General features: G+C 56.9%; 19 protein-coding genes and 3 pseudogenes. 13 read left to right on the top strand and 9 right to left on the bottom strand.

The window, feature by feature from the left end; genetic code table 11:
- Positions 1-3: 3 nt before the first annotated feature.
- Both DS906_RS04445 and DS906_RS04440 read right to left on the bottom strand, forming a co-directional pair.
- Positions 4-546, bottom strand: a complete 543-nt coding sequence (locus DS906_RS04445) for a 3-hydroxyanthranilate 3,4-dioxygenase (RefSeq protein ID WP_058273852.1) — start codon at positions 544-546, stop codon at positions 4-6.
- A gap of 95 nt (positions 547-641) precedes the next feature.
- Positions 642-1,595 (bottom strand): annotated as a pseudogene (locus tag DS906_RS04440) (dihydrodipicolinate synthase family protein).
- 158 nt (positions 1,596-1,753) lie between these two features.
- On the opposite strand from DS906_RS04440, the gene DS906_RS04435 reads away from it, so the two are divergent.
- The 3 genes and pseudogenes from DS906_RS04435 (at position 1,754) to DS906_RS04425 (ending at position 3,801) form a co-directional block, all read left to right on the top strand.
- Positions 1,754-1,981 carry a hypothetical protein gene (locus tag DS906_RS04435; protein ID WP_147235163.1) on the top strand — a complete coding sequence of 76 codons (228 nt, stop codon included), beginning with the start codon at positions 1,754-1,756 and terminating at the stop codon, positions 1,979-1,981.
- A gap of 84 nt (positions 1,982-2,065) precedes the next feature.
- Positions 2,066-2,246 (top strand): annotated as a pseudogene (locus tag DS906_RS22715) (LysR family transcriptional regulator); the annotation flags it as partial.
- A gap of 165 nt (positions 2,247-2,411) precedes the next feature.
- Positions 2,412-3,801, top strand: a pseudogene (locus DS906_RS04425) (NAD-dependent succinate-semialdehyde dehydrogenase).
- A 72-nt stretch (positions 3,802-3,873) separates the two neighbouring features.
- Here the strand turns inward: DS906_RS04425 and DS906_RS04420 are convergent.
- Positions 3,874-4,482 (bottom strand): TetR family transcriptional regulator C-terminal domain-containing protein, encoded by a 609-nt coding sequence (locus tag DS906_RS04420; RefSeq protein ID WP_113789010.1) that lies wholly within the window; start codon positions 4,480-4,482, stop codon positions 3,874-3,876.
- A gap of 171 nt (positions 4,483-4,653) precedes the next feature.
- Between DS906_RS04420 and DS906_RS04415 the strand changes: the two genes are divergently transcribed.
- From DS906_RS04415 to DS906_RS04370, 10 genes are all read left to right on the top strand, one after another.
- Positions 4,654-5,904 carry a Zn-dependent hydrolase gene (locus tag DS906_RS04415; RefSeq protein ID WP_113789009.1) on the top strand — a complete coding sequence of 417 codons (1,251 nt, stop codon included), beginning with the start codon at positions 4,654-4,656 and terminating at the stop codon, positions 5,902-5,904.
- 93 nt (positions 5,905-5,997) lie between these two features.
- A complete protein-coding gene (hydA, locus tag DS906_RS04410) occupies positions 5,998-7,452 on the top strand; it encodes a dihydropyrimidinase (RefSeq protein ID WP_113789008.1) in 1,455 nt (484 codons plus the stop codon).
- Between the two features lie 12 nt (positions 7,453-7,464).
- Positions 7,465-7,965 (top strand): hypothetical protein, encoded by a 501-nt coding sequence (locus tag DS906_RS04405; protein WP_113789007.1) that lies wholly within the window; start codon positions 7,465-7,467, stop codon positions 7,963-7,965.
- An 11-nt stretch (positions 7,966-7,976) separates the two neighbouring features.
- Complete coding sequence (locus tag DS906_RS04400) at positions 7,977-8,777, top strand: ABC transporter ATP-binding protein (protein ID WP_233494679.1); 801 nt, start codon at positions 7,977-7,979, stop codon at positions 8,775-8,777.
- Positions 8,770-9,699: an ABC transporter permease gene (locus tag DS906_RS04395; protein ID WP_113789006.1), complete on the top strand. Its 930-nt coding sequence runs from the start codon at positions 8,770-8,772 to the stop codon at positions 9,697-9,699. Before DS906_RS04400 ends, DS906_RS04395 begins: the two co-directional genes overlap by 8 nt.
- Positions 9,696-10,541 carry an ABC transporter permease gene (locus tag DS906_RS04390; protein WP_113789005.1) on the top strand — a complete coding sequence of 282 codons (846 nt, stop codon included), beginning with the start codon at positions 9,696-9,698 and terminating at the stop codon, positions 10,539-10,541. Before DS906_RS04395 ends, DS906_RS04390 begins: the two co-directional genes overlap by 4 nt.
- Positions 10,542-10,597: 56 nt before the next feature.
- Positions 10,598-11,587 (top strand): ABC transporter substrate-binding protein, encoded by a 990-nt coding sequence (locus tag DS906_RS04385; RefSeq protein ID WP_058274243.1) that lies wholly within the window; start codon positions 10,598-10,600, stop codon positions 11,585-11,587.
- A 153-nt stretch (positions 11,588-11,740) separates the two neighbouring features.
- Positions 11,741-12,454 (top strand): ABC transporter permease, encoded by a 714-nt coding sequence (locus DS906_RS04380; RefSeq protein WP_113789004.1) that lies wholly within the window; start codon positions 11,741-11,743, stop codon positions 12,452-12,454.
- A complete protein-coding gene (locus DS906_RS04375) occupies positions 12,447-13,181 on the top strand; it encodes an ATP-binding cassette domain-containing protein (RefSeq protein WP_113789003.1) in 735 nt (244 codons plus the stop codon). The genes DS906_RS04380 and DS906_RS04375 overlap by 8 nt, the downstream gene beginning before the upstream one ends.
- Positions 13,182-13,201: 20 nt before the next feature.
- The gene (locus DS906_RS04370) at positions 13,202-14,017 is read left to right on the top strand and encodes a substrate-binding domain-containing protein (RefSeq protein ID WP_113789002.1); all 816 of its coding nucleotides are present in this window, start codon (positions 13,202-13,204) and stop codon (positions 14,015-14,017) included.
- Between the two features lie 4 nt (positions 14,018-14,021).
- Here DS906_RS04370 and DS906_RS04365 read toward each other — a convergent pair whose 3' ends face one another.
- The 6 genes from DS906_RS04365 to fdh3B form a co-directional block, all read right to left on the bottom strand.
- Positions 14,022-14,894: a helix-turn-helix transcriptional regulator gene (locus DS906_RS04365; RefSeq protein ID WP_113789001.1), complete on the bottom strand. Its 873-nt coding sequence runs from the start codon at positions 14,892-14,894 to the stop codon at positions 14,022-14,024.
- Positions 14,895-15,020, bottom strand: a complete 126-nt coding sequence (locus tag DS906_RS22600; RefSeq protein WP_255415363.1) for a hypothetical protein — start codon at positions 15,018-15,020, stop codon at positions 14,895-14,897.
- Between the two features lie 14 nt (positions 15,021-15,034).
- The gene (locus DS906_RS04360; RefSeq protein ID WP_113789000.1) at positions 15,035-16,297 is read right to left on the bottom strand and encodes a c-type cytochrome; all 1,263 of its coding nucleotides are present in this window, start codon (positions 16,295-16,297) and stop codon (positions 15,035-15,037) included.
- Positions 16,298-17,497, bottom strand: coding sequence for a formate dehydrogenase subunit gamma (locus tag DS906_RS04355; RefSeq protein WP_113788999.1), 1,200 nt, complete (start codon positions 17,495-17,497; stop codon positions 16,298-16,300).
- 27 nt (positions 17,498-17,524) lie between these two features.
- The gene (locus DS906_RS04350) at positions 17,525-17,875 is read right to left on the bottom strand and encodes a putative quinol monooxygenase (RefSeq protein ID WP_113788998.1); all 351 of its coding nucleotides are present in this window, start codon (positions 17,873-17,875) and stop codon (positions 17,525-17,527) included.
- A gap of 111 nt (positions 17,876-17,986) precedes the next feature.
- The gene (gene fdh3B, locus DS906_RS04345) at positions 17,987-18,580 is read right to left on the bottom strand and encodes a formate dehydrogenase FDH3 subunit beta (protein WP_058273836.1); all 594 of its coding nucleotides are present in this window, start codon (positions 18,578-18,580) and stop codon (positions 17,987-17,989) included.
- Between the last annotated feature and the right edge of the window lie 8 nt (positions 18,581-18,588).

Below are 18,588 nucleotides of genomic sequence, written 5' to 3'. Positions count from 1 at the left end.
ATCTCAGAGTGTGACCCAGCCCTCTGGCGGCTCTTTTCCCGGATGCACGGTCTGGCAGTTCGGGCATGTTCGGTCTTCTTCTGATGAATAGAATTTTTCGTAGACCGGCGGCAAGTCCTTGACGATAGACTGCAATTGCATCTCGGCCCGGTGAACGCGGGTGCCACATTCAAAGCAATACCATTCGATCGCGTCCAGCTCGCCTGTTTGCCGTTTGGGTTCGATGACCAATCCGATTGAGCCTTCTTGCGGGCGCTGTGGCGAATGACGCACATGCGGCGGCAGCAGGAAGATCTCACCCTCGCGGATCGGAACGTCATAGAATTCCTCTCCGTCATACAGCTTCAGCACCATGTCGCCTTCCAGCTGATAGAAGAACTCTTCGACAGGATCGTCGTGATAATCGGTCCGCTTGTTCGGCCCGCCAACGACGGTGACCATCAGGTCTGCGTCCTCCCAGACCTGTTGATTGCCGACCGGCGGTTTCAGCAGGTGACGGTGTTCGTCGATCCATTTCTGAAAGTTGAATGCACTTAACTTCGACATGTCCCACTCCCTTTTGGCAGAAGTTTGGCCTGTTTTTTCATAACTGCAAAGAAATTATCTGTATCTAGATATCCGTTTTACTTATATCGATGGGGCTATTGCTTCAGGCCGCTTTCCGCGAACCCCTTGCAGATGATCTCTTTTTCCGCCTCGGTCAGTTCCAGTATCGGGGGCCGCAAACGCCCCCCGACCTGTCCCAGCAACTCCTGCCAGTATTTTCCAAAAGCGGTGGGTTTGCCTGCAGTTTTGGTTCGCTTCATCGCGTCCCGTACCGGGTTCAGGCTATCAAACACCTTGCGTGCCTCATCCGCTTTTCCGGCAAAGGCCAGCCGCGTGTATTCGTTCATGCGTTGATCATTCTTGGTCTGTAACTGATACGGCGACGACGAGCGCAGACACAGCTTCCAGTTCAGTTCCAGAATATTGTCCAGCCATTCATGTTCGGCCGGGGTCGAGACATGGATTTTGTCGCCCACCATATGGGTCAGTTTCACACACATCTCACGCGGGACGGAGTATTTGATTGCCACAATGTTAGGCAGATCGGCAATCCGCGCGCATTCTTCGGGCTGCATCAGGTATCCGCTGTCCGGGTTGCTCCACATCGCAATCCCGATGTCCAGCTCATCGCAGAACCGCTTGTATAACTGATATAAAACCTCTCTACGATCCTGAACAAAGCTTAGAACCGGTGCGTGCAAAACGATGTAATCGGCCCCACAATTCTGCGCGTGGCGGGCCAGTTCCAGCGCTGTTTCCATGTTCTGATCCGAGACCGAGACGATCACACCGGCTTTGCCCGCGCATTCGTCAACCGCAATCTCAAAGTTGCGCTTGCGCTCATCCTGGCTCATCGAAAAGAACTCGCCCGATTTGCCCGTCACGAACAGACCCTGGATGTCTAGGTCGTCGATTCAGTGGCGAATGTTCGACCGTAGCCCGGCCTCATCCAGGGACAAATCATCGTTGAACGAGTTCAGGGCTGCGGCCCAGATACCTGTCATGTTCTTGCGCGCATAGGCTTTGGCGTCGCGCTTGGCGTATTTCATTTTGACGGGCCTTCAGATTGACGCGCAATTCTAGCGTCGCCATCCAAGCCTGTTCACACCGCATGATCCAATGCGAAAGCCGGGAACTGGGAATCTGAAATTAGAATACCCAGAGAATACTAACTTAGAAATCTTTGGCGCAGGTTTGGGTTTGCTACATGAAAATAGGATTGATCGGTAAAGGCGCGATTGCGCTGCATGTCATGGGCGCGGTTCGGGCGCGGGGCCATATGGTACATGCGGTTCTGGTGCGACCAAGCAGCATTTCACAAAACCGGAACCTGTTTGTGGGTTCGGTGCCCGAGCTTATCGCCAATGCAGATCTGGTGATCGAATGCGCTGGCCATCAGGCACTGGCGGCCTTTGGTTCTCAGGTTCTGGGGTAGGGTACGGACATGATCACGGTGTCCGTCGGGGCATTGGCGGATCAAACAGTCGCGGACGCGTTGGAGATCGCAGTCGGGGAGGGGCTGAAACTGCGTCAACTGCGCCTGCTGGTGGCGGTGGGTGCGCATGGCAATATCCAGAACGCCGCGCAGGAATTGGATGACCTGCACGAAGGAAACTCGGGTCGCGTTGTGGTGGGCACATTCTGACCGTCCGAACGTCGCGATCAAGATCAACGAAAGTACGAATGAAGTGCTGATGCCGATCCTTCCCCCGTCGGTCGCGCCTTTATATCGGCGCTGCATCAGGCGGTGAAACAGAATTGAGATCAGGTGTTCGTCAAATTGATATCAGTATTCACCCAATTCACTTGAAGTTATGCCAGACATTGCGTGATTTGAAATGGTCAAAGTCGGAGGCACCGGTTTCATGTATCCTGAATTTTAAGCTGTTCATCGCGGGCAAATGGCGCACAGCCAGCCAGGACATATCGGTCGTGAATCCAGCGACCGAGGGCGAAATCGGGCGTCTTCCTTGCGCGTCAAAGCAGGTTCTGGATGACGCGCTGGAAGCGGCCGTCAAAGGGTTCCGACCATGGAGCCGCACCTCGCCGCGCGAACGTTCTGACACCATCTTGCGAGCCGCTGCGCTGATGCGGGAGCGTCAGGAAGAAATCGCCCACACCATCACTCTGGAACATGGCAAACCACTGAAATAGGCTCGTCTCGAAGTGATCCGAGCGGCCGAGTTCTTTGAATGGGACGCGGGCGAGGCGATGCGGACCTATGGTCGGGTTATCCCTGCTGCTCGGGGCCACAAATTCTCGGTTCATCACCAGCCTATTGGTGTCGTCGCGGCCTTTTCACCCCGGAACTTCCCGATGAGCCAACCTGCGCGCAAAATTGCTGGCGCGCTGGCCTCGGGCTGCTCGATCATCCTGAAGGCGGCCGACGAAACGCCAGCCGGGGCCGTGCACATCGCCAAGGCCTTTGAAGATGCGGGTCTGCCTCCGGGTGTGCTGAATCTGGTGTTCGGAGAACCGGCGGAAATTTCCGGCCATCTCATCCCGCAGGATCCGGTCAGGCTCGTGGCTTTCACCGGCTCAACCGCCGTGGGTCGGCACCTGACGACCCTAGCTTCGCAACACATGACATCGGTTCTCATGGAGCTGGGCGGCCACGCGCCTGTTATTGTCTGCGATGATACCGACGTTCAAACCGCAGGGGATTGCAGCTCCGTTCGAAAAATGCGCAATGCCGGGCAGGTGTGCACATCGCCCACAAGGTTCTTTGCGCATGAGAGCATCTTTGAAAATTATGCCACAACTTTCGTTGAACGCGCTGCGGCAACCGTTGTCGAAAACGGCATGGACCAAAATGTGGAAATGGGGCCTCTGGCAAATGACCGGCGGGTGCCTGCACTGACCGAAATGGTGGAAGACGCCCGTGAAAAGGGCGCGATGATTGCCACGGGAGGTGTCAAACATGGCGACAAAGGGTACTTCGTTCAGCCCACCGTCCTGCTGAACGTGCCCGACAACGCCCGGATCATGCAGGAGGAGCCGTTTGGTCCGGTGGCCGTGATCAATCCGGTATCCTTACTGGATGACGCCATCGATATGGCAAACTCGGTTCCTTTTGGGCTGGCCGGATACGCGTTTACAAATCGTGCGGACTACATCGATCGGCTGATTGATGAGGTTGAGGATGGTAACCTGTCGATCAACAGGCTGGAGGCGTCTATGCCCGAAACCCCCTTTGGTGGGGTGAAATCCAGCGGGTACGGTCGCGAAGGCGGCACCGAGGGCCTCGACAATTAGATGGTCGTAAAAAACGTATGGCATTCCGCCAATATTACCTGAGAATCAGGGCTGCAGACAAAAGCCGTTCTTCTACGGCGTCAGAAGTTTTCGGTAGAGCGTATCGATAAAAGGCTCGGCCCCATCAAACGGGTCTTCGTCGCCCAGAATTGCGCGAACCTGAACGTCGAAATCCGCGTAATGTTGTGTCAGCGCCCAGATTGAGAAAATCAGGTGATAGGGGTGCAGGCGCGCGATCTTGCCCTGATCCATCCACTGTGTAAGAATCGCCTTTTTTTCATCGACCAGCGTTTTTAGATCATTGGACAACGACTCATGAATACGCGGTGCTCCCTGGACCAGTTCGTTCGCAAACAAGCGGCTTTCGCGCGGCAAGTCCCGACTCATCTGCAGCTTGCGTCGGATATAGGCCAGGATTTCCTCCATCGGATCGCCATCCGCGTCCAGATCATGCAGCGGTGCCAACCAGATCTCTAACAGGCCGGACAGCAAGGCGGTGTGGATCGCCTCTTTCGACGGGAAATAATATAACAGGTTCGGCTTGCTCAGCCCGGCTTCAGTCGCGATCTGATCGACTGTCGCTCCGCGAAACCCATGCGCCGAAAACACGTTCAGCGCGGCCTCGAGGATCGCGGCGCGGTTCTTTTTTTGAATTCGGGTCGGGGCGCGGTCTTTGGGCATGTTTTCCAGTTGTCTCTTTTTCCGTCAAGCGGGCGCGAACTTTGTCGTTTTTTGCGGCGGCTCTATGCAATTTCTTGACTGATGTTGAACCCGTGATAGCGTGAGTTTGACCAGATGGTCAAATCAAGACACCAAAAGCGAGCCAAATCGCAAGCAACAGGGAAGAACAAGATGGCAGCTCCGGCGCAGAATCTCAGGATCAATGGCAACAGACTTTGGGACAGCCTTATGGAGATGGCCAAGATTGGCCCTGGCATTGCGGGCGGGAACAACCGCCAGACCCTGACGGATGAGGACGCAGAAGGGCGCGCCTTGTTTCAAAAGTGGTGCGAGGATGCGGGCTGCACCATGGGGCTGGATCAGATGGGCAATATGTTTGCCCGCCGCGAAGGGACCGATCCGGATGCGTTGCCGGTCTATGTCGGCTCTCACCTGGATACGCAGCCAACCGGTGGCAAGTATGATGGCGTGCTGGGTGTATTGGGCGGGCTGGAAATCATCCGCACGCTGAACGATTTGGACATCAAAACCAAACACCCGATCGTGGCGACCAACTGGACCAACGAAGAGGGAACGCGTTATGCGCCGGCAATGTTGTCTTCGGGTGTCTTTGCCGGGATGCACACGCAAGACTGGGCCTATGACCGCGAAGATGCCGAGGGCAAGACGTTCGGCGATGAGCTAAAGCGCATTGGCTGGCGCGGCGATGAGGAGGTTGGTGCCCGCAAAATGCATGCCTTCTTTGAACTGCACATCGAACAGGGGCCGATCCTTGAGGCCGAGGGCAAGGATATCGGTGTTGTGACACACGGGCAGGGGCTGAGCTGGACGCAGATTACCGTGACAGGCAAAGATGCACATACCGGATCTACTCCGATGCCGATGCGCAAAAACGCAGGGCTGGCGATGGCGCGTATTCTTGAGAAAGTGGATGAGATCGCGTGGTCCCATGCGCCCCATGCCGTCGGTGCTGTAGGGCATATTGACGTGTTCCCTAACTCTCGCAACGTGATCCCCGGCAAGGCTGTGTTCACGGTCGATTTCCGCTCGCCTGATTTGGAGGTGATCACTGACATGGTAAATCGCCTGCATGTCGTCGCCGAGGATATCGTAGAAGAGATGGGCCTGCAGATCGAGTTCGAGAAGGTCGGCGGGTTTGACCCGGTGACGTTCGACGACGGCTGCGTCGCGGCGGTTCGGGACGCGGCGGAGCGGCTGGGCTATTCTCACACCGATATCATCTCAGGGGCGGGGCACGATGCCTGCTGGATCAACCGGGTGGCCCCGACCGCCATGGTCATGTGCCCGTGTGTTGACGGTTTGAGCCACAACGAGGCGGAAGAGATCAGCAAGGACTGGGCCGCAGCCGGGGCGGATGTTCTGTTTCATGCGGTCGTCGAGACGGCTGAGATTGTGGAATAAGGGGGCGCTGCCCCCGTCGTCCAACGGGCGACTCCCCCGGGATATTTTTGGCCAGATGAAGCATGCGGCGCAGACCGCGTCAGGGAGATGAAAATGAGCACTGTTATCAAAAACGGAACCATTGTGACCGCCGATCTGTCCTACAAGGCGGACGTCATGGTCGAAGATGGCGTCATCACCGAGATCGGGATGGATCTGAAGGGTGACAAGGAACTGGACGCAACGGGCTGCTATGTGATGCCGGGTGGGATTGATCCGCATACCCATCTGGAGATGCCATTTATGGGCACCTATTCCAGCGACGATTTCGAAAGCGGTACGCGGGCTGCGCTGGCGGGTGGAACCACGATGGTAGTCGATTTCGCGCTGCCAAACCCCGGGGAAAGCCTTTTGGATGCGTTGAAACGCTGGGACAACAAATCCACCCGCGCGAATTGCGATTACTCGTTCCACATGGCCGTGACCTGGTGGGGCGAGCAGGTGTTCGATGACATCAAAACGGTGATTGAAACGCGGGGGATCAACACGTTCAAGCATTTCATGGCCTACAAGGGCGCATTGATGGTGAATGATGACGAACTGTTCGCCTCGTTCAAGCGTTTGTCCGAACTGGGCGGCATCGCGATGGTCCACGCCGAGAACGGCGATGTGGTGGCGGAACTCAGTGCCAAACTGCTGGCCGAAGGGAACAACGGCCCCGAGGCGCATGCCTATTCCCGCCCGCCGCAGGTTGAAGGCGAGGCGACCAACCGTGCCATCATGATCGCAGATATGGCGGGCGTGCCACTTTATGTGGTGCATACGTCCTGTGAGGATGCACATGAGGCGATCCGGCGAGCCAAATTGCAGGGCAAGCGGGTCTGGGGTGAACCCCTGATCCAGCACCTGACTTTGGATGAGAGCGAATACTTCAACCAGGATTGGGATCATGCAGCACGTCGGGTCATGAGCCCTCCGTTCCGGAATAAGCAGCATCAGGACAGCTTGTGGAACGGTCTGCAATCGGGATCGTTGAGCGTTGTGGCAACAGACCATTGTGCCTTTACCACCGAACAAAAGCGCTATGGTGTAGGCGACTTTACCAAGATCCCCAACGGCACCGGCGGGCTTGAAGATCGGATGCCGATGCTGTGGACCCATGGGGTAAACACCGGGCGTTTGACACCGAACGAATTTGTGGCCGTGACTTCAACTAATATCGCCAAGATATTGAATTGTTATCCGAAAAAAGGTGCCGTTTTGGTTGGCGCTGATGCGGATCTGGTGGTTTGGGATCCTGAAAAGTCCAAGACGATCCGTGCCGATGCGCAACAATCCTCGATCGACTACAATGTATTCGAGGGCAAAGAGGTCAAAGGCCTGCCGCGCTTTACCCTTACTCGTGGGCACGTGGCTGTGCATGATGGGGAAATCCGCACGCAGGAAGGCCACGGCGATTTTGTTGCACGTGAGGCCAATACCACTGTGAACAAAGCGCTAAGCACCTGGAAAGAGCTGACCGCGCCTCGGCCGGTTGAACGGACGGGCATCCCGGCAACGGGGGTATGAAGCGTGCGGGCTATGACCCTTGATGTTCGACCTGTGGCGTCACCGTGGAAACTGGCAAAGCGCCTCGCTCTTGTGGTTTTTATCAGTTGCTTCGTATGCAACGCGGTCCTCTGGACGATCATTTATCTAGAACTGTTTGGAACTAGGTGCGAGTTTATCTGCCCGCAATCTGTAAGCGAACTGATTGTTGCAATCGGGATGTGGGGTCTCTTTGCGAGCGCTTTTGCGGTTCCGGCGGCGACTATCGTCATGGCACCGCTCATATTGCTCGCTTATGACGTTCTGAGCACACAAATGTCGGAAACCCGTGCCTTTTTGCTCGCAATTCTTACATCGGTTTTGGTCGTTCTGTTTATCGGTTCATTTCTGATTGTCGGCGCGAATGGAGTACCCGTGTCTCTAAGGCCGCTGGTTACATTATTCCCGGTTGTGTTCTCGGTCTTGGGAATAACAAGTTGCGTGGCCCTTACTTTACTCGCCATAGAAAAGACGCTGAAAAAGCGGAAGAAATAGGAAGTGTGACAGTGACCAATAATTCAAGGCAGCAGACTTGCATTTTCGAAGCTGCTCATCTCGATCTGACCTTCCAGACCAATGACGGACCAATCCACGCGTTGAAAGACGTGAACCTGACGGTCGACAAGGGCGAATTTGTCAGTTTCATCGGTCCCTCAGGCTGCGGGAAAACCACCTTTTTGCGCTGTATCGCTGCGCTTGAAACACCGACCGGAGGAACCCTGACGGTCAATGGCATGACCCCCGATGAGGCGCGGCGGAACCGGGCCTATGGCTATGTGTTTCAGGCGGCGGGGCTGTATCCCTGGCGCACCATCGCCAAAAACATCAAGCTGCCGCTTGAGATCATGGGATATTCGACCGCCGAGCAGGATGAACGTGTGAGAAGCGTTCTGGAACTTGTTGATCTTGAAGGGTTTGGTGGGAAATTCCCGTGGCAGTTATCCGGAGGCATGCAGCAGCGCGCCAGTATTGCGCGGGCGCTCGCATTTGACGCTGATATACTGTTGATGGACGAACCCTTTGGGGCGCTGGACGAGATCGTGCGCGATCACCTGAACGAACAACTTTTGGCGCTGTGGGCACGCACGGAAAAGACCATTGGTTTTGTCACTCACTCGATCCCCGAGGCGGTGTATCTGAGCACGAAGATCGTCGTGATGAGCCCGCGGCCAGGGCGAATTACGGATGTGATCGATAGCCCGCTGCCGAAAGAACGTCCATTGGACATCCGCGACACGCCTGAGTTCATCGAAGTGGCGCATCGTGTGCGCGAGGGTCTGCGGGCGGGGCATGCGGATGATGAGTGATGGATTCAAAGCAATCTGGGCCGTTCTGACCGTTCTCGCGGTGATCGTCGTTCTTTGGTACGCGGCCTGCATTCCAATGAACATCAAAGGTGTTTTGACGGAACAGGAGCGTGCAGGCGCCGAAGTTCAGCCAACCTCGGCCAAGGATCGTCGGGATATGTCCGAATTCGGACTGGTGTTGAATAACAGCTTTGCCATCCCCGCCACGTGGGAGCAGGACCGGCCACGCCTGCCGGCTCCGCACCAAGTTGCCATCGAGATTTGGGAGACCACTGTACAGAAAAAAATCACCTCGAAACGGTCACTTATCTATCATGGCTGGGTCACGCTAAGCGCAACGATGCTGGGCTTTGTGATCGGTACTGGATTGGGCATTCTGTTGGCCGTCGGGATCGTGCACAGCCGCGTCATGGACTTGTCGGTGATGCCATGGGCCATCGTCAGCCAGACGATTCCCATCATCGCTTTGGCGCCAATGATTATCGTGGTGCTGTACTCGGTGGGCATTCAGGGGATCATCCCCAAGGCGGTAATCTCGGCCTATTTGAGTTTCTTCCCTGTGGTTGTCGGCATGGTCAAAGGGCTTCGCAGCCCGGATGCAATGCAACTGGACCTGCTGCGCACTTACAGCGCCAGCCGGTCGCAGGGGTTCTGGAAGCTGCGCTTGCCCGCATCCATGCCATATCTGTTTACGTCGCTGAAGATCGGCATTGCGGCTTCGCTGGTCGGTGCCATCGTTGGTGAATTGCCAACAGGGGCGGTGGCCGGTTTGGGTGCGCGTCTGCTGGCAGGCAGCTACTATGGCCAAACCGTGCAAATCTGGTCGGCCTTGTTTGCAGCGGCCATTCTGGCGGCTTGTCTGGTCGGGTTGCTAGGGCTTGTAGAACGGACGGTCCTGAAAAGAATGGGGATGGCGCAATGATACTGGTGCTGTTTGCAATCGTCGTTTGGGTCCTGGGTTGGTGGCTGAACAGCCGTCTGGCCAGTGGGCCTTATGCGGACACGCGCCTGGTGCGATTTCTAGCTCCGTTCATATTTGGCGTAACGATCATTGTCATTTGGGAGCTGCTGGTCAGAGGGCTAGAAGTGTCTTTGGTCATACTGCCGGCGCCATCCGTAATTGCGGTGCGTTTTGCCAATAGCCTGCCGATCCTGTGGGAGGACTTTGTTCAGACCATCATCAAAGGCGCGTTCAGCGGATACATCATTGGGTGCTTCGCCGCATTCCTGATGGCAATTGCCGTGGATCGCTGGGATTTCCTGCGACTAGGGTTGCTGCCCGTTGGGAACTTTGTCGCAGCGCTGCCGATTGTCGGGACCGCACCCATCCTGGTGATGTGGTTCGGGTTCGACTGGCACTCCAAAGCCGCCGTTGTCGTGGTGATGGTGTTCTTCCCAATGCTGGTCAACACCGTGGCTGGTCTGCGTGAGGCCACGGCCATGCAGCGCGACCTGATGGAGACCTATGCGGCCACCTATTGGCAGAGTTTCCTGAAGCTGCGATTGCCCGCCGCGATGCCCTTTATCTTCAACGGCTTAAAGATTTCTACCACCCTGGCGTTGATCGGCGCTATCGTGGCGGAGTTCTTTGGCTCGCCCACGCTTGGCATGGGCTTTCGGATATCCACCAGCGTTGGCCAATTGTCGCTGGACATGGTCTGGGCCGAGATTGTGGTGGCCGCTTTGGCTGGGACCGCATTTTATGGCCTTGTCGCCATGATCGAAAAGGCGGTGACATTCTGGCACCCGTCGCAACGTGGATAAAACAATAATTCAACAGACCCCAAAAGGGGCACCAACAGCAACTAGGAGATATGAAGATGAATAAGCTACTCAGCGGGGCGATAGCCGCCTTTAGTCTGGCCGCCAGTTCGGCTTTCGCTGCGGATGAGGTGACATTGCAACTGAAGTGGGTCACGCAGGCTCAGTTCGCGGGCTACTATGTTGCCAAGGACAAGGGGTTCTACGAGGAGGAGGGGCTGGACGTCACTATTCTGCCCGGCGGACCAGATATTGCACCGACGCAGGTGATCGCAGGTGGCGGCGCTGACGTGACCGTCGAATGGATGCCCGCCGCGCTGGCTGCACGTGAAAAGGGTTTGCCTCTGGTCAATATCGCGCAGCCGTTCAAAAGCTCGGGCATGATGCTGACCTGTTGGAAGGATGCCGGGATTGCAGCGCCCGAGGACCTTAAGAACCGCACGCTGGGTGTCTGGTTCTTTGGAAACGAATTCCCGTTCATGAGTTGGATGAGCCAACTGGGCATCGACACGGGTGGCAAAAGCGAAAGCGGTGTGGAAGTTCTGAAGCAAGGCTTCAACGTCGATCCGCTGCTGCAGCGTCAGGCTGACTGCATCAGCACCATGACCTATAACGAATACTGGCAGGTCATCGATTCCGGCGTCAACCCGGATGAGCTGGTGACCTTCAAATACGAAGATCAGGGTGTCGCGACATTGGAGGACGGTCTTTACGTGCTGGAAGAGAACCTTGGGGATGCGGCGTTTGTCGACAAGATGGAACGCTTCGTTCGCGCTTCGATGAAGGGTTGGAAATACGCCGAAGAACACCCGGATGAGGCAGCCGACATCGTGCTGGAAAACGATGAGACCGGCGCCCAGACCGAAGAGCATCAGAAACGCATGATGGGCGAGATCGCCAAGCTGACCTCAGGTTCGAACGGTTCGCTGGACCCGGCCGATTTTGAGCGCACCGTTGCCACCCTGCTGGCGGGTGGTTCCGATCCTGTGATCACCAAGCAGCCAGACGGCGCTTGGACGCACCAGATCACGGATGCGGCGCTGAACTGATCCGCTTCGCATCGACTGAAAAGGCGCGGTCCCAAACGGGGCCGCGTTTCCTGTTTCTTATGTCGGAATTGTGTCTGTACTTGAGGACGAATTGGCGTAGAATTCTATGAATAACAACGCATTTCATACGAAACTGGCGATAGTCCGAAGAAAATGCAGGGATTTGCAGCAGAATTCAGCACAGCATTCACTCTGATCCTGAATGGGGATCCAGAGCTTTGGGCGATTGTGCTGCTTTCTCTTAAAGTTTCCATTTTTGCCGTCCTGATTTCCGCTCTGATTGGCATGCCAGTTGGCGCTGCGCTGGCTGTTGCACGCTTTCCGGGGCGGCAGGTTTTGATCATTCTTATGAACGCGCTGATGGGGTTCCCGCCGGTGGTCGTAGGCCTGCTGGTTTATCTGATGTTGTCGCGATCCGGACCTTTAGGCGTGCTTGAACTGCTCTACACACCGACTGCGATGATCATCGCGCAAGTGGTTTTGGTGACGCCCATTGTAGCCGCGCTGACCCGGCAGGTGGTCGAGATGCTGGCCGAAGAATACTCGGAACAGCTCCGATCCTTGGGCGTGTCGCGGCTGGCGTCTGTGCCAGTACTTCTGTGGGATGCGCGGTTGGCGCTGGTCACGGCCTTGCTGGCCGGATTCGGCCGCGCCATTGCCGAGGTTGGGGCGGTCATAATCGTTGGCGGAAACATCAATCACGTGACGCGGGTAATGACGACGACAATCGCACTGGAAACGTCCAAGGGAAATCTGGCGCTTGCTCTGGCGCTCGGCGCGATTCTGATCGGTATTGCCATAGCGGTGAACGCCATGGTCAGCACGCTCAGCCTGCGGGCTGAGAGAGAGGGGTTGCGCCATGCGTGATCTGGTCTCGGAAATGGCGCGGCGCGTCACCGTTAACGGATTGCAGATTGCGCGTAATGGCACCGCATTGCTGGACGTTCCGCACCTGACATTGAGCGGGCCGGGGCCGACCTTGATCCTTGGACCGAACGGCGCGGGCAAAAGCCTGTTGCTGCGGTGCCTGCACGGGCTGATTGCACCGGACAAGGGGAACGTGGAACAAGACGGAGTTCCTTTGAATGCTGATCACAAGGCCCTTCAGGCGATGGTGTTTCAGCAGCCCATCTTGCTGCGCCGATCCGTTGCGGCCAATCTGGACTTTGTCCTGAAACGGCAAGGCCTGCAGCGCGCTGCCCGCAAGACACGTATCGCCGAATTTCTGGCCGAAGGCGGGCTTGAAGGCAAGGCCCGGCAAGCGGCCAGATCGCTGTCGGGTGGTGAGGCGCAGCGGCTGGCCATCCTGCGGGCGCTGGCGCTGGACCCGGATACCTTGTTTCTGGACGAACCGACCAGCGCGCTGGACCCCAGCGCCACTCAGGTGATTGAACGGATGATCCTGCGCGCATCAGAAGGGGGGGTGCGCATTGTCATGGTGACCCATGACATCGGTCAGGCACGCCGGCTTGCATCGGACGTCGTCATGATGCAGGGCGGTCATGTTGTTGAACATGGCGATGCGCGTGGGGTATTGGATGATCCCCAAAGTGATGCCTCGCGTAGGTATCTTGCAGGCGGATTGGTGACATAACAAAAAATCTGGAGTTTAGAATGATCCGGAATTTCATTCGGGCAGCAATGGTTTCACTTGGCTTGTTTACAGGTCCGGTCTTGGCCGAAGAGCCGTTTATCGTGGTGCAATCAACGACGTCGACCCAAAATTCAGGGTTGTTGGACTATATCCTTCCATGGTTCGAGGCGGAAACCGGGATCGACGTGCGCGTTGTTGCTGTGGGCACCGGGCAGGCGATCCGTAATGCAATCAATGGGGATGGTGACGTTCTGTTGGTCCATGCAAAGGCGGACGAGGAGCAGTTTGTCGACGACGGTTGGGGCGTTGAACGATTTGACGTGATGTATAATGACTTCGTTCTTGTCGGTCCGAAATCAGACCCGGCCAAGGTGAAGGGCGGATCGGATATCGTGGCCGCTTTGACCGCGGTATCTGAGGCCGAAGTTCCCTTTGCATCACGCGGGGACGACAGCGGAACCCATAAGGCCGAAATGCGCCACTGGAACGACGCCGGAGTAGATCCGGCTGCGGAATCGGGTACGTGGTACAGGGAAACCGGTTCAGGCATGGGCGCGACGTTGAACGTCGCCAGTGGCATGGATGCTTATACCCTGACGGATCGTGCGACATGGGAGTCCTTCGGCAACCGTGGAAACCTTGAAGTGTTGGTCGAAGGTGATCCGCGCTTGTTCAACCAATACGGCGTTATTCTGGTGAACCCCGAAAAACACACGGGTGTACGGGCGGCGGCGGGGCAGCGGTTTGTTGATTGGCTGATCGGCCCGGACGGGCAGGCAGCCATCGAGGCCTTTGAGTTGAATGGTCAGCAGCTGTTCTTTCCGAACGCGAAATAAGGGATCACCCGCTGGCGCCATTGTGGTGGATCGTACCCAGACCGGACAGATCATAACCACCAAACTCATTGGCGCGGGTCAGGAACCGGCCGGACTGCACAAAGCTGAGCAACTTCAGCATCGGGTCGTCGAAATAGGCCCGACGCCAAATCGCCAGGTCCAGGCGTTCGGTATGCGTGGGAACAAATCCCAGATCGTACAACCCAGCCAATGCGCCTAGTCCGAACCCGACCTCGGCCTTGTTGTCATGCAGGGCAATGGCCAACTCTTCTTCGGTGCGGGCGCAGGTGGGCAGGGTTTCCAGATCGTCGCGTGTTATTTCGTGGGCCTCTAGCTGTGCGTCGAACAACCTTTGGCTGGCCGCGCTGTCCTGACGCAGAATGACACGTCGGCCTTTTAGCTGTGCAAAACCCTGAATATCCGACGCGCCCGGTGCCAGCAGCAAACCGCGCTGGCGCTGCGCGATTTCGAACAGAACGACCGGGGCCTCACCCAAAGCGTCTTTCAGGGTCTGGGTGTTGAACCCGCCATCCTCATGAATGTGCAGCGCTGCCGCCTGCGCGTTGCGGTCTTTCAGGCGGGTCAGTCCATCGAATGAGCCATCATAATAGGTCGCCAACCCCGAACCACTTTCGCGCAACGCCCAGTCCAGCAGCGGATCATGGCTGCCTGCGACGATCGGGGGCAGGGGCGGCTCGGCCACATGCGGACCGGATCGTGATGCGTTGAGCCAGGCGATCACCTCGGCCCGCGGGAACAGCAGTTTGCCCATGGCGCGCACGCAAGGCACCTCACCCGATGAGGCAAGATCATAGGCCTTACGCTCGCCAATGCGTAGCAGGTCGGCCAGTTCCTTGGTGGTCAGATATTCGGACATTCAGTCGAGACGCACAGCCGAGCTGGTGTCGGCATCCGCAGCACTGAAACCGATCTGTTGCAGTGTATATGGCGCGGCGACAGTGATCACCGCCATTACGGCGACAGCAGCAAGAAAGGCTTTCATAGGTCTCCTCCGGCTCAGTTTTCTGGCGCCGTGGCGCGGCGTAGAAATGCGATCAGGTCGTCCCTGTCCCTGGGTTCGGTGATCCGCTGCATCGGCATCTTCGACCCCGGGATGTAATGGTCCGGCCCTTCGTCAAAAAGAGCGTTTATCGTTTCTTCATTCCAAATGATATCAGAGTCTTGCAGCGTGTCCGAATAAAAATACCCCGCAAGCGTACCGGCTTTGCGCCCGAACACACCATGCAGCGTCGGACCCGCGCGCCGTTGCCCGTCGGGTGTCAGGCTGTGGCAGATCGAACATTTGCGGGCAAACTGGCGTTCACCGTTTTCCATTTCGTCAGGGTTTTTCAGAAAGCTGGGCTCTGCCGCAGCCATCTGTTCTTGATCGCCAAGCGCGGTTACCGGCCAGCTGTACATGGCCTCGTCAATGCCGCCCGCGTGCAGGTTTTGACCATCGGGTGAAAAGGCCAGCGCCCAGACCGGGCCGCGTAAGGTGGCCCTGAAATCCTGCGCGATACGCCATTCGACCGTGTCGATCACCATGATGTAACCTTCGCCATCTCCGACGGCCAGCATGCTGCGATCCGGGCTAAGCGCCAATGCAAGGATCGGTCGGCGTTCCAAGGTGAAATCACGCTCATCACCGGTTGTCAGGTCAAGGATGCGGGTGACACCGTCGACTGCGCCGTAAGCAATCCAGTTGTCCTGCTCGTTCAGCACCAGTTCGTTGATACCAAAGCCATGTTCCACGAACCGGTTGGTTTCCTGCCCGCTGGCGACGTCCCATATGCGCAATGACCCGTCGATGCCTGCGGAATAGAGCTGTGAACCATCGGTTGAGAATTCGACAGCGTTTATGCCACTGCCAGTGGGGCCGAGGATCGATGATGCCGAACCGTCAACCGGCCATAGGCCGATTGTGCCGTCCCAACTGGCCGTTGCCACGTGGGTTTTGGATGCGGCCACGCCCACGATCTTGCCTTTGTGCTGACCTACAACCTGACCTCCGGGCCACCGGCGCAGGGTGAAGTCATCTCCTGCCGAATAGATCGCGGTGCCGTTGAAAACGACGGAATTGACAGCCGCTTCGTGGCCTTCCAGCCATTTTGGGGATTGATCCGTCCACACCCCGACCGAATTGTCAAAGCTGGCCGTGGCGATCCGGCCATCGGGTGCAGTGGCGATCCCCATGATGGGTCCGCCATGGCCTTTGAGCGTAAAGAACTCAGCCATTGCGGGCAGGGGCATCAGAGCCAGAGCCAGAACCAGCTTGCGCATTTATTCGGCGGGCGAGGCCGCCCCTTCGCTGGCCTCTTTTGCCTGCACCTCTTCCAGCCACAGCGAGTGATGCTCGCGCGCCCATTGCTCTTCCACCTCTCCGGTTCCCATGGCGTCAAACGCACCTTCCATGCCGACCGAGCCCAGATAGATGTGGGCCAGAATGATCGCGATGAACGCATAGGCGACCATGACGTGCCAGATCTGAGCGTATTGCATCTCTTCTTGCGGGGACATCTGCACGGGCAGGTTCAAGCCCAGCATTTGCGGAATACCAGTAGAATTCGCGATTGAGAAAGTCTTGGCAAACAGTGGCATTTCGAATGGGAACAGCAACGACAGACCGGACAGGCTGATCGAGACGCCCAGCAGAATGCAAAGCCAGAAGATGATCTTTTGACCAGCGTTGAATTTCTTGGCGGGTGGGTGGCTGCCTTTGGTGAACAATCCGCCCCCAGCAGCCAGCCATTTCAGGTCGGTGCGGTTCGGGATGTTGTGAGAAATCCAGTTCACTGTCACGATGATCAGCCCAAGCATAAAGGCCCAAGCCAGGTTGTTGTGCAGCCACTTGCAGCCCTGAGCGATCGTCGCGAACCCCTCTTTGCCGAAAACGGGGATCAGGTAATCGCGACCGTACAAAGTTAACAGGCCGGTGATACCCAGGATCAGGAAGGACCCGGCAAACAACCAGTGCCCGAACCGCTCGATCCCGTTGAAACGCAGAATCTTTCTTCCGGTCTTTTCACCGTCAATCCTGATCTTCCCGCGGATCAGGAAAAACAGCAGCAAAAGAACAAGCATACCGCCAATGATGTAAGATCCATATTCACGCAAAGGACCGGTGCGGAAATTCAGCCACCACATGCCGCCGTCCTGGATCAGTACCGTCGCGGCCGGCCCCTGAGATGACACGGTCACATCCGCCGAGCCGTAGCGAAGTGCGCGATAGACATCGCTGTCCGAGGTCACACCGCGTGTCCCAAGCTGACCAAGCAAGCCTTCGGCATTGCCTTGGCCGGTGTTTTCGGACCGATAGCTGTTGTCGACCTTTTCACCACGCTGACGGGCCATGATATCTTGCAAAGTGGTTGCACCGCCTGTGGCGCTGCGGTCAGATTCTGCAGGAACTTCCGTGTTTTCCTGTGCCCAGGCAAAACTGGCAAGGAAAAGTGGTATCAGCAGCATTTGGATCAGGCGCATCTATCGAATCTCCTGTGTCGTACGGGGTTATCGGTCAAAGCCGCCGACTTGTTCGTGAAAGACCGCTCCTACGGGTGTCAGGGTATCGCGCAGGTCATCTTTTTCTGGTCCGTAAACCTCTAACGTGGTGGGGGTGAGAATTGCCAGAAAACGGTCGGCGAAATTCGCTCCGAAGTTCTGCATATGGATCATTGCGTCATCTGAACTGGCATAGCGTTCATAGATGTGAATGGTCGACCCTGTACGATGCCACTCATAAGATTTAGCACCACTTTCTGTCAGTGTCGCATCCACCATTTCCGCCATCAGCGCATCAAATGCAGCATCCTGATCGGCCTGCAACTCAAGTTTCAGCAGCCAGTAAATATCTTCGGTCATGAAATGCTCCGCGCAGATTGGACATGCAACCTAAGCTCGACCAAATCCTTTTGGTCGCGCTGGGACGGTCCCGTGGATAAACACGGGACCGTCTTTTCTTGTCAGACGGGACTAGCCGTCTTTCTGGTCGTAGGCTGTGCCCCAACCCCATGCGCCCGAGCCAAACCCGCGCGCCACGACGCGCTCACGGTAGATGGCCGAGACCACATCGCCGTCACCGGCGAGCAGGGCCTTGGTGGAACACATCTCGGCGCAGATGGGCAGTTTGCCCTCGGCGATCCGGTTGCGACCATATTTTGCGAACTCTGCGGTCGAGTTGTTTTCTTCGGGACCACCGGCGCAGAAGGTACATTTGTCCATCTTGCCACGTGATCCGAAGTTGCCCGCCTGCGGGTATTGCGGCGCACCGAACGGGCACGCATAGAAGCAATAACCGCAACCAATGCACAGGTCCTTGGAGTGCAGGACGACGCCTTCTTCGTTCTGATAGAAGCAGTCGACCGGGCACACCGCCATGCAAGGCGCGTCTGAGCAATGCATACAGGCCACCGAGATCGAGCGTTCGCCCGGGTTGCCGTCATTGATCGTCACCACCCTGCGGCGGTTGATGCCCCAGGGCACTTCGTGCTCGTTCTTGCACGCGGTTACGCAGGCGTTGCACTCGATGCAGCGTTCAGCGTCGCAGAGAAACTTTGCTCTAGCCATTATCGTTC

Source organism: Ruegeria sp. A3M17, from assembly GCF_003318255.1.
In the GTDB taxonomy this organism is placed as follows: domain Bacteria; phylum Pseudomonadota; class Alphaproteobacteria; order Rhodobacterales; family Rhodobacteraceae; genus Ruegeria.
Note: the sequence above shows the minus strand (reverse complement) of the source record. Positions and strands in the feature narration are given on the sequence as shown.

Coding starts and splice junctions, on each gene's coding strand:
- DS906_RS04445 (WP_058273852.1), bottom strand. CDS start 546: ATGTCGAAGTTAAGTGCATTCAACTTTCAGAAATGGATCGACGAACAC.
- DS906_RS04435 (WP_147235163.1), top strand. CDS start 1,754: ATGAAAATAGGATTGATCGGTAAAGGCGCGATTGCGCTGCATGTCATG.
- DS906_RS04420 (WP_113789010.1), bottom strand. CDS start 4,482: ATGCCCAAAGACCGCGCCCCGACCCGAATTCAAAAAAAGAACCGCGCC.
- DS906_RS04415 (WP_113789009.1), top strand. CDS start 4,654: ATGGCAGCTCCGGCGCAGAATCTCAGGATCAATGGCAACAGACTTTGG.
- hydA (WP_113789008.1), top strand. CDS start 5,998: ATGAGCACTGTTATCAAAAACGGAACCATTGTGACCGCCGATCTGTCC.
- DS906_RS04405 (WP_113789007.1), top strand. CDS start 7,465: ATGACCCTTGATGTTCGACCTGTGGCGTCACCGTGGAAACTGGCAAAG.
- DS906_RS04395 (WP_113789006.1), top strand. CDS start 8,770: ATGAGTGATGGATTCAAAGCAATCTGGGCCGTTCTGACCGTTCTCGCG.
- DS906_RS04390 (WP_113789005.1), top strand. CDS start 9,696: ATGATACTGGTGCTGTTTGCAATCGTCGTTTGGGTCCTGGGTTGGTGG.
- DS906_RS04385 (WP_058274243.1), top strand. CDS start 10,598: ATGAATAAGCTACTCAGCGGGGCGATAGCCGCCTTTAGTCTGGCCGCC.
- DS906_RS04380 (WP_113789004.1), top strand. CDS start 11,741: ATGCAGGGATTTGCAGCAGAATTCAGCACAGCATTCACTCTGATCCTG.
- DS906_RS04375 (WP_113789003.1), top strand. CDS start 12,447: ATGCGTGATCTGGTCTCGGAAATGGCGCGGCGCGTCACCGTTAACGGA.
- DS906_RS04370 (WP_113789002.1), top strand. CDS start 13,202: ATGATCCGGAATTTCATTCGGGCAGCAATGGTTTCACTTGGCTTGTTT.
- DS906_RS04365 (WP_113789001.1), bottom strand. CDS start 14,894: ATGTCCGAATATCTGACCACCAAGGAACTGGCCGACCTGCTACGCATT.
- DS906_RS22600 (WP_255415363.1), bottom strand. CDS start 15,020: ATGAAAGCCTTTCTTGCTGCTGTCGCCGTAATGGCGGTGATCACTGTC.
- DS906_RS04360 (WP_113789000.1), bottom strand. CDS start 16,297: ATGCGCAAGCTGGTTCTGGCTCTGGCTCTGATGCCCCTGCCCGCAATG.
- DS906_RS04355 (WP_113788999.1), bottom strand. CDS start 17,497: ATGCGCCTGATCCAAATGCTGCTGATACCACTTTTCCTTGCCAGTTTT.
- DS906_RS04350 (WP_113788998.1), bottom strand. CDS start 17,875: ATGACCGAAGATATTTACTGGCTGCTGAAACTTGAGTTGCAGGCCGAT.
- fdh3B (WP_058273836.1), bottom strand. CDS start 18,580: ATGGCTAGAGCAAAGTTTCTCTGCGACGCTGAACGCTGCATCGAGTGC.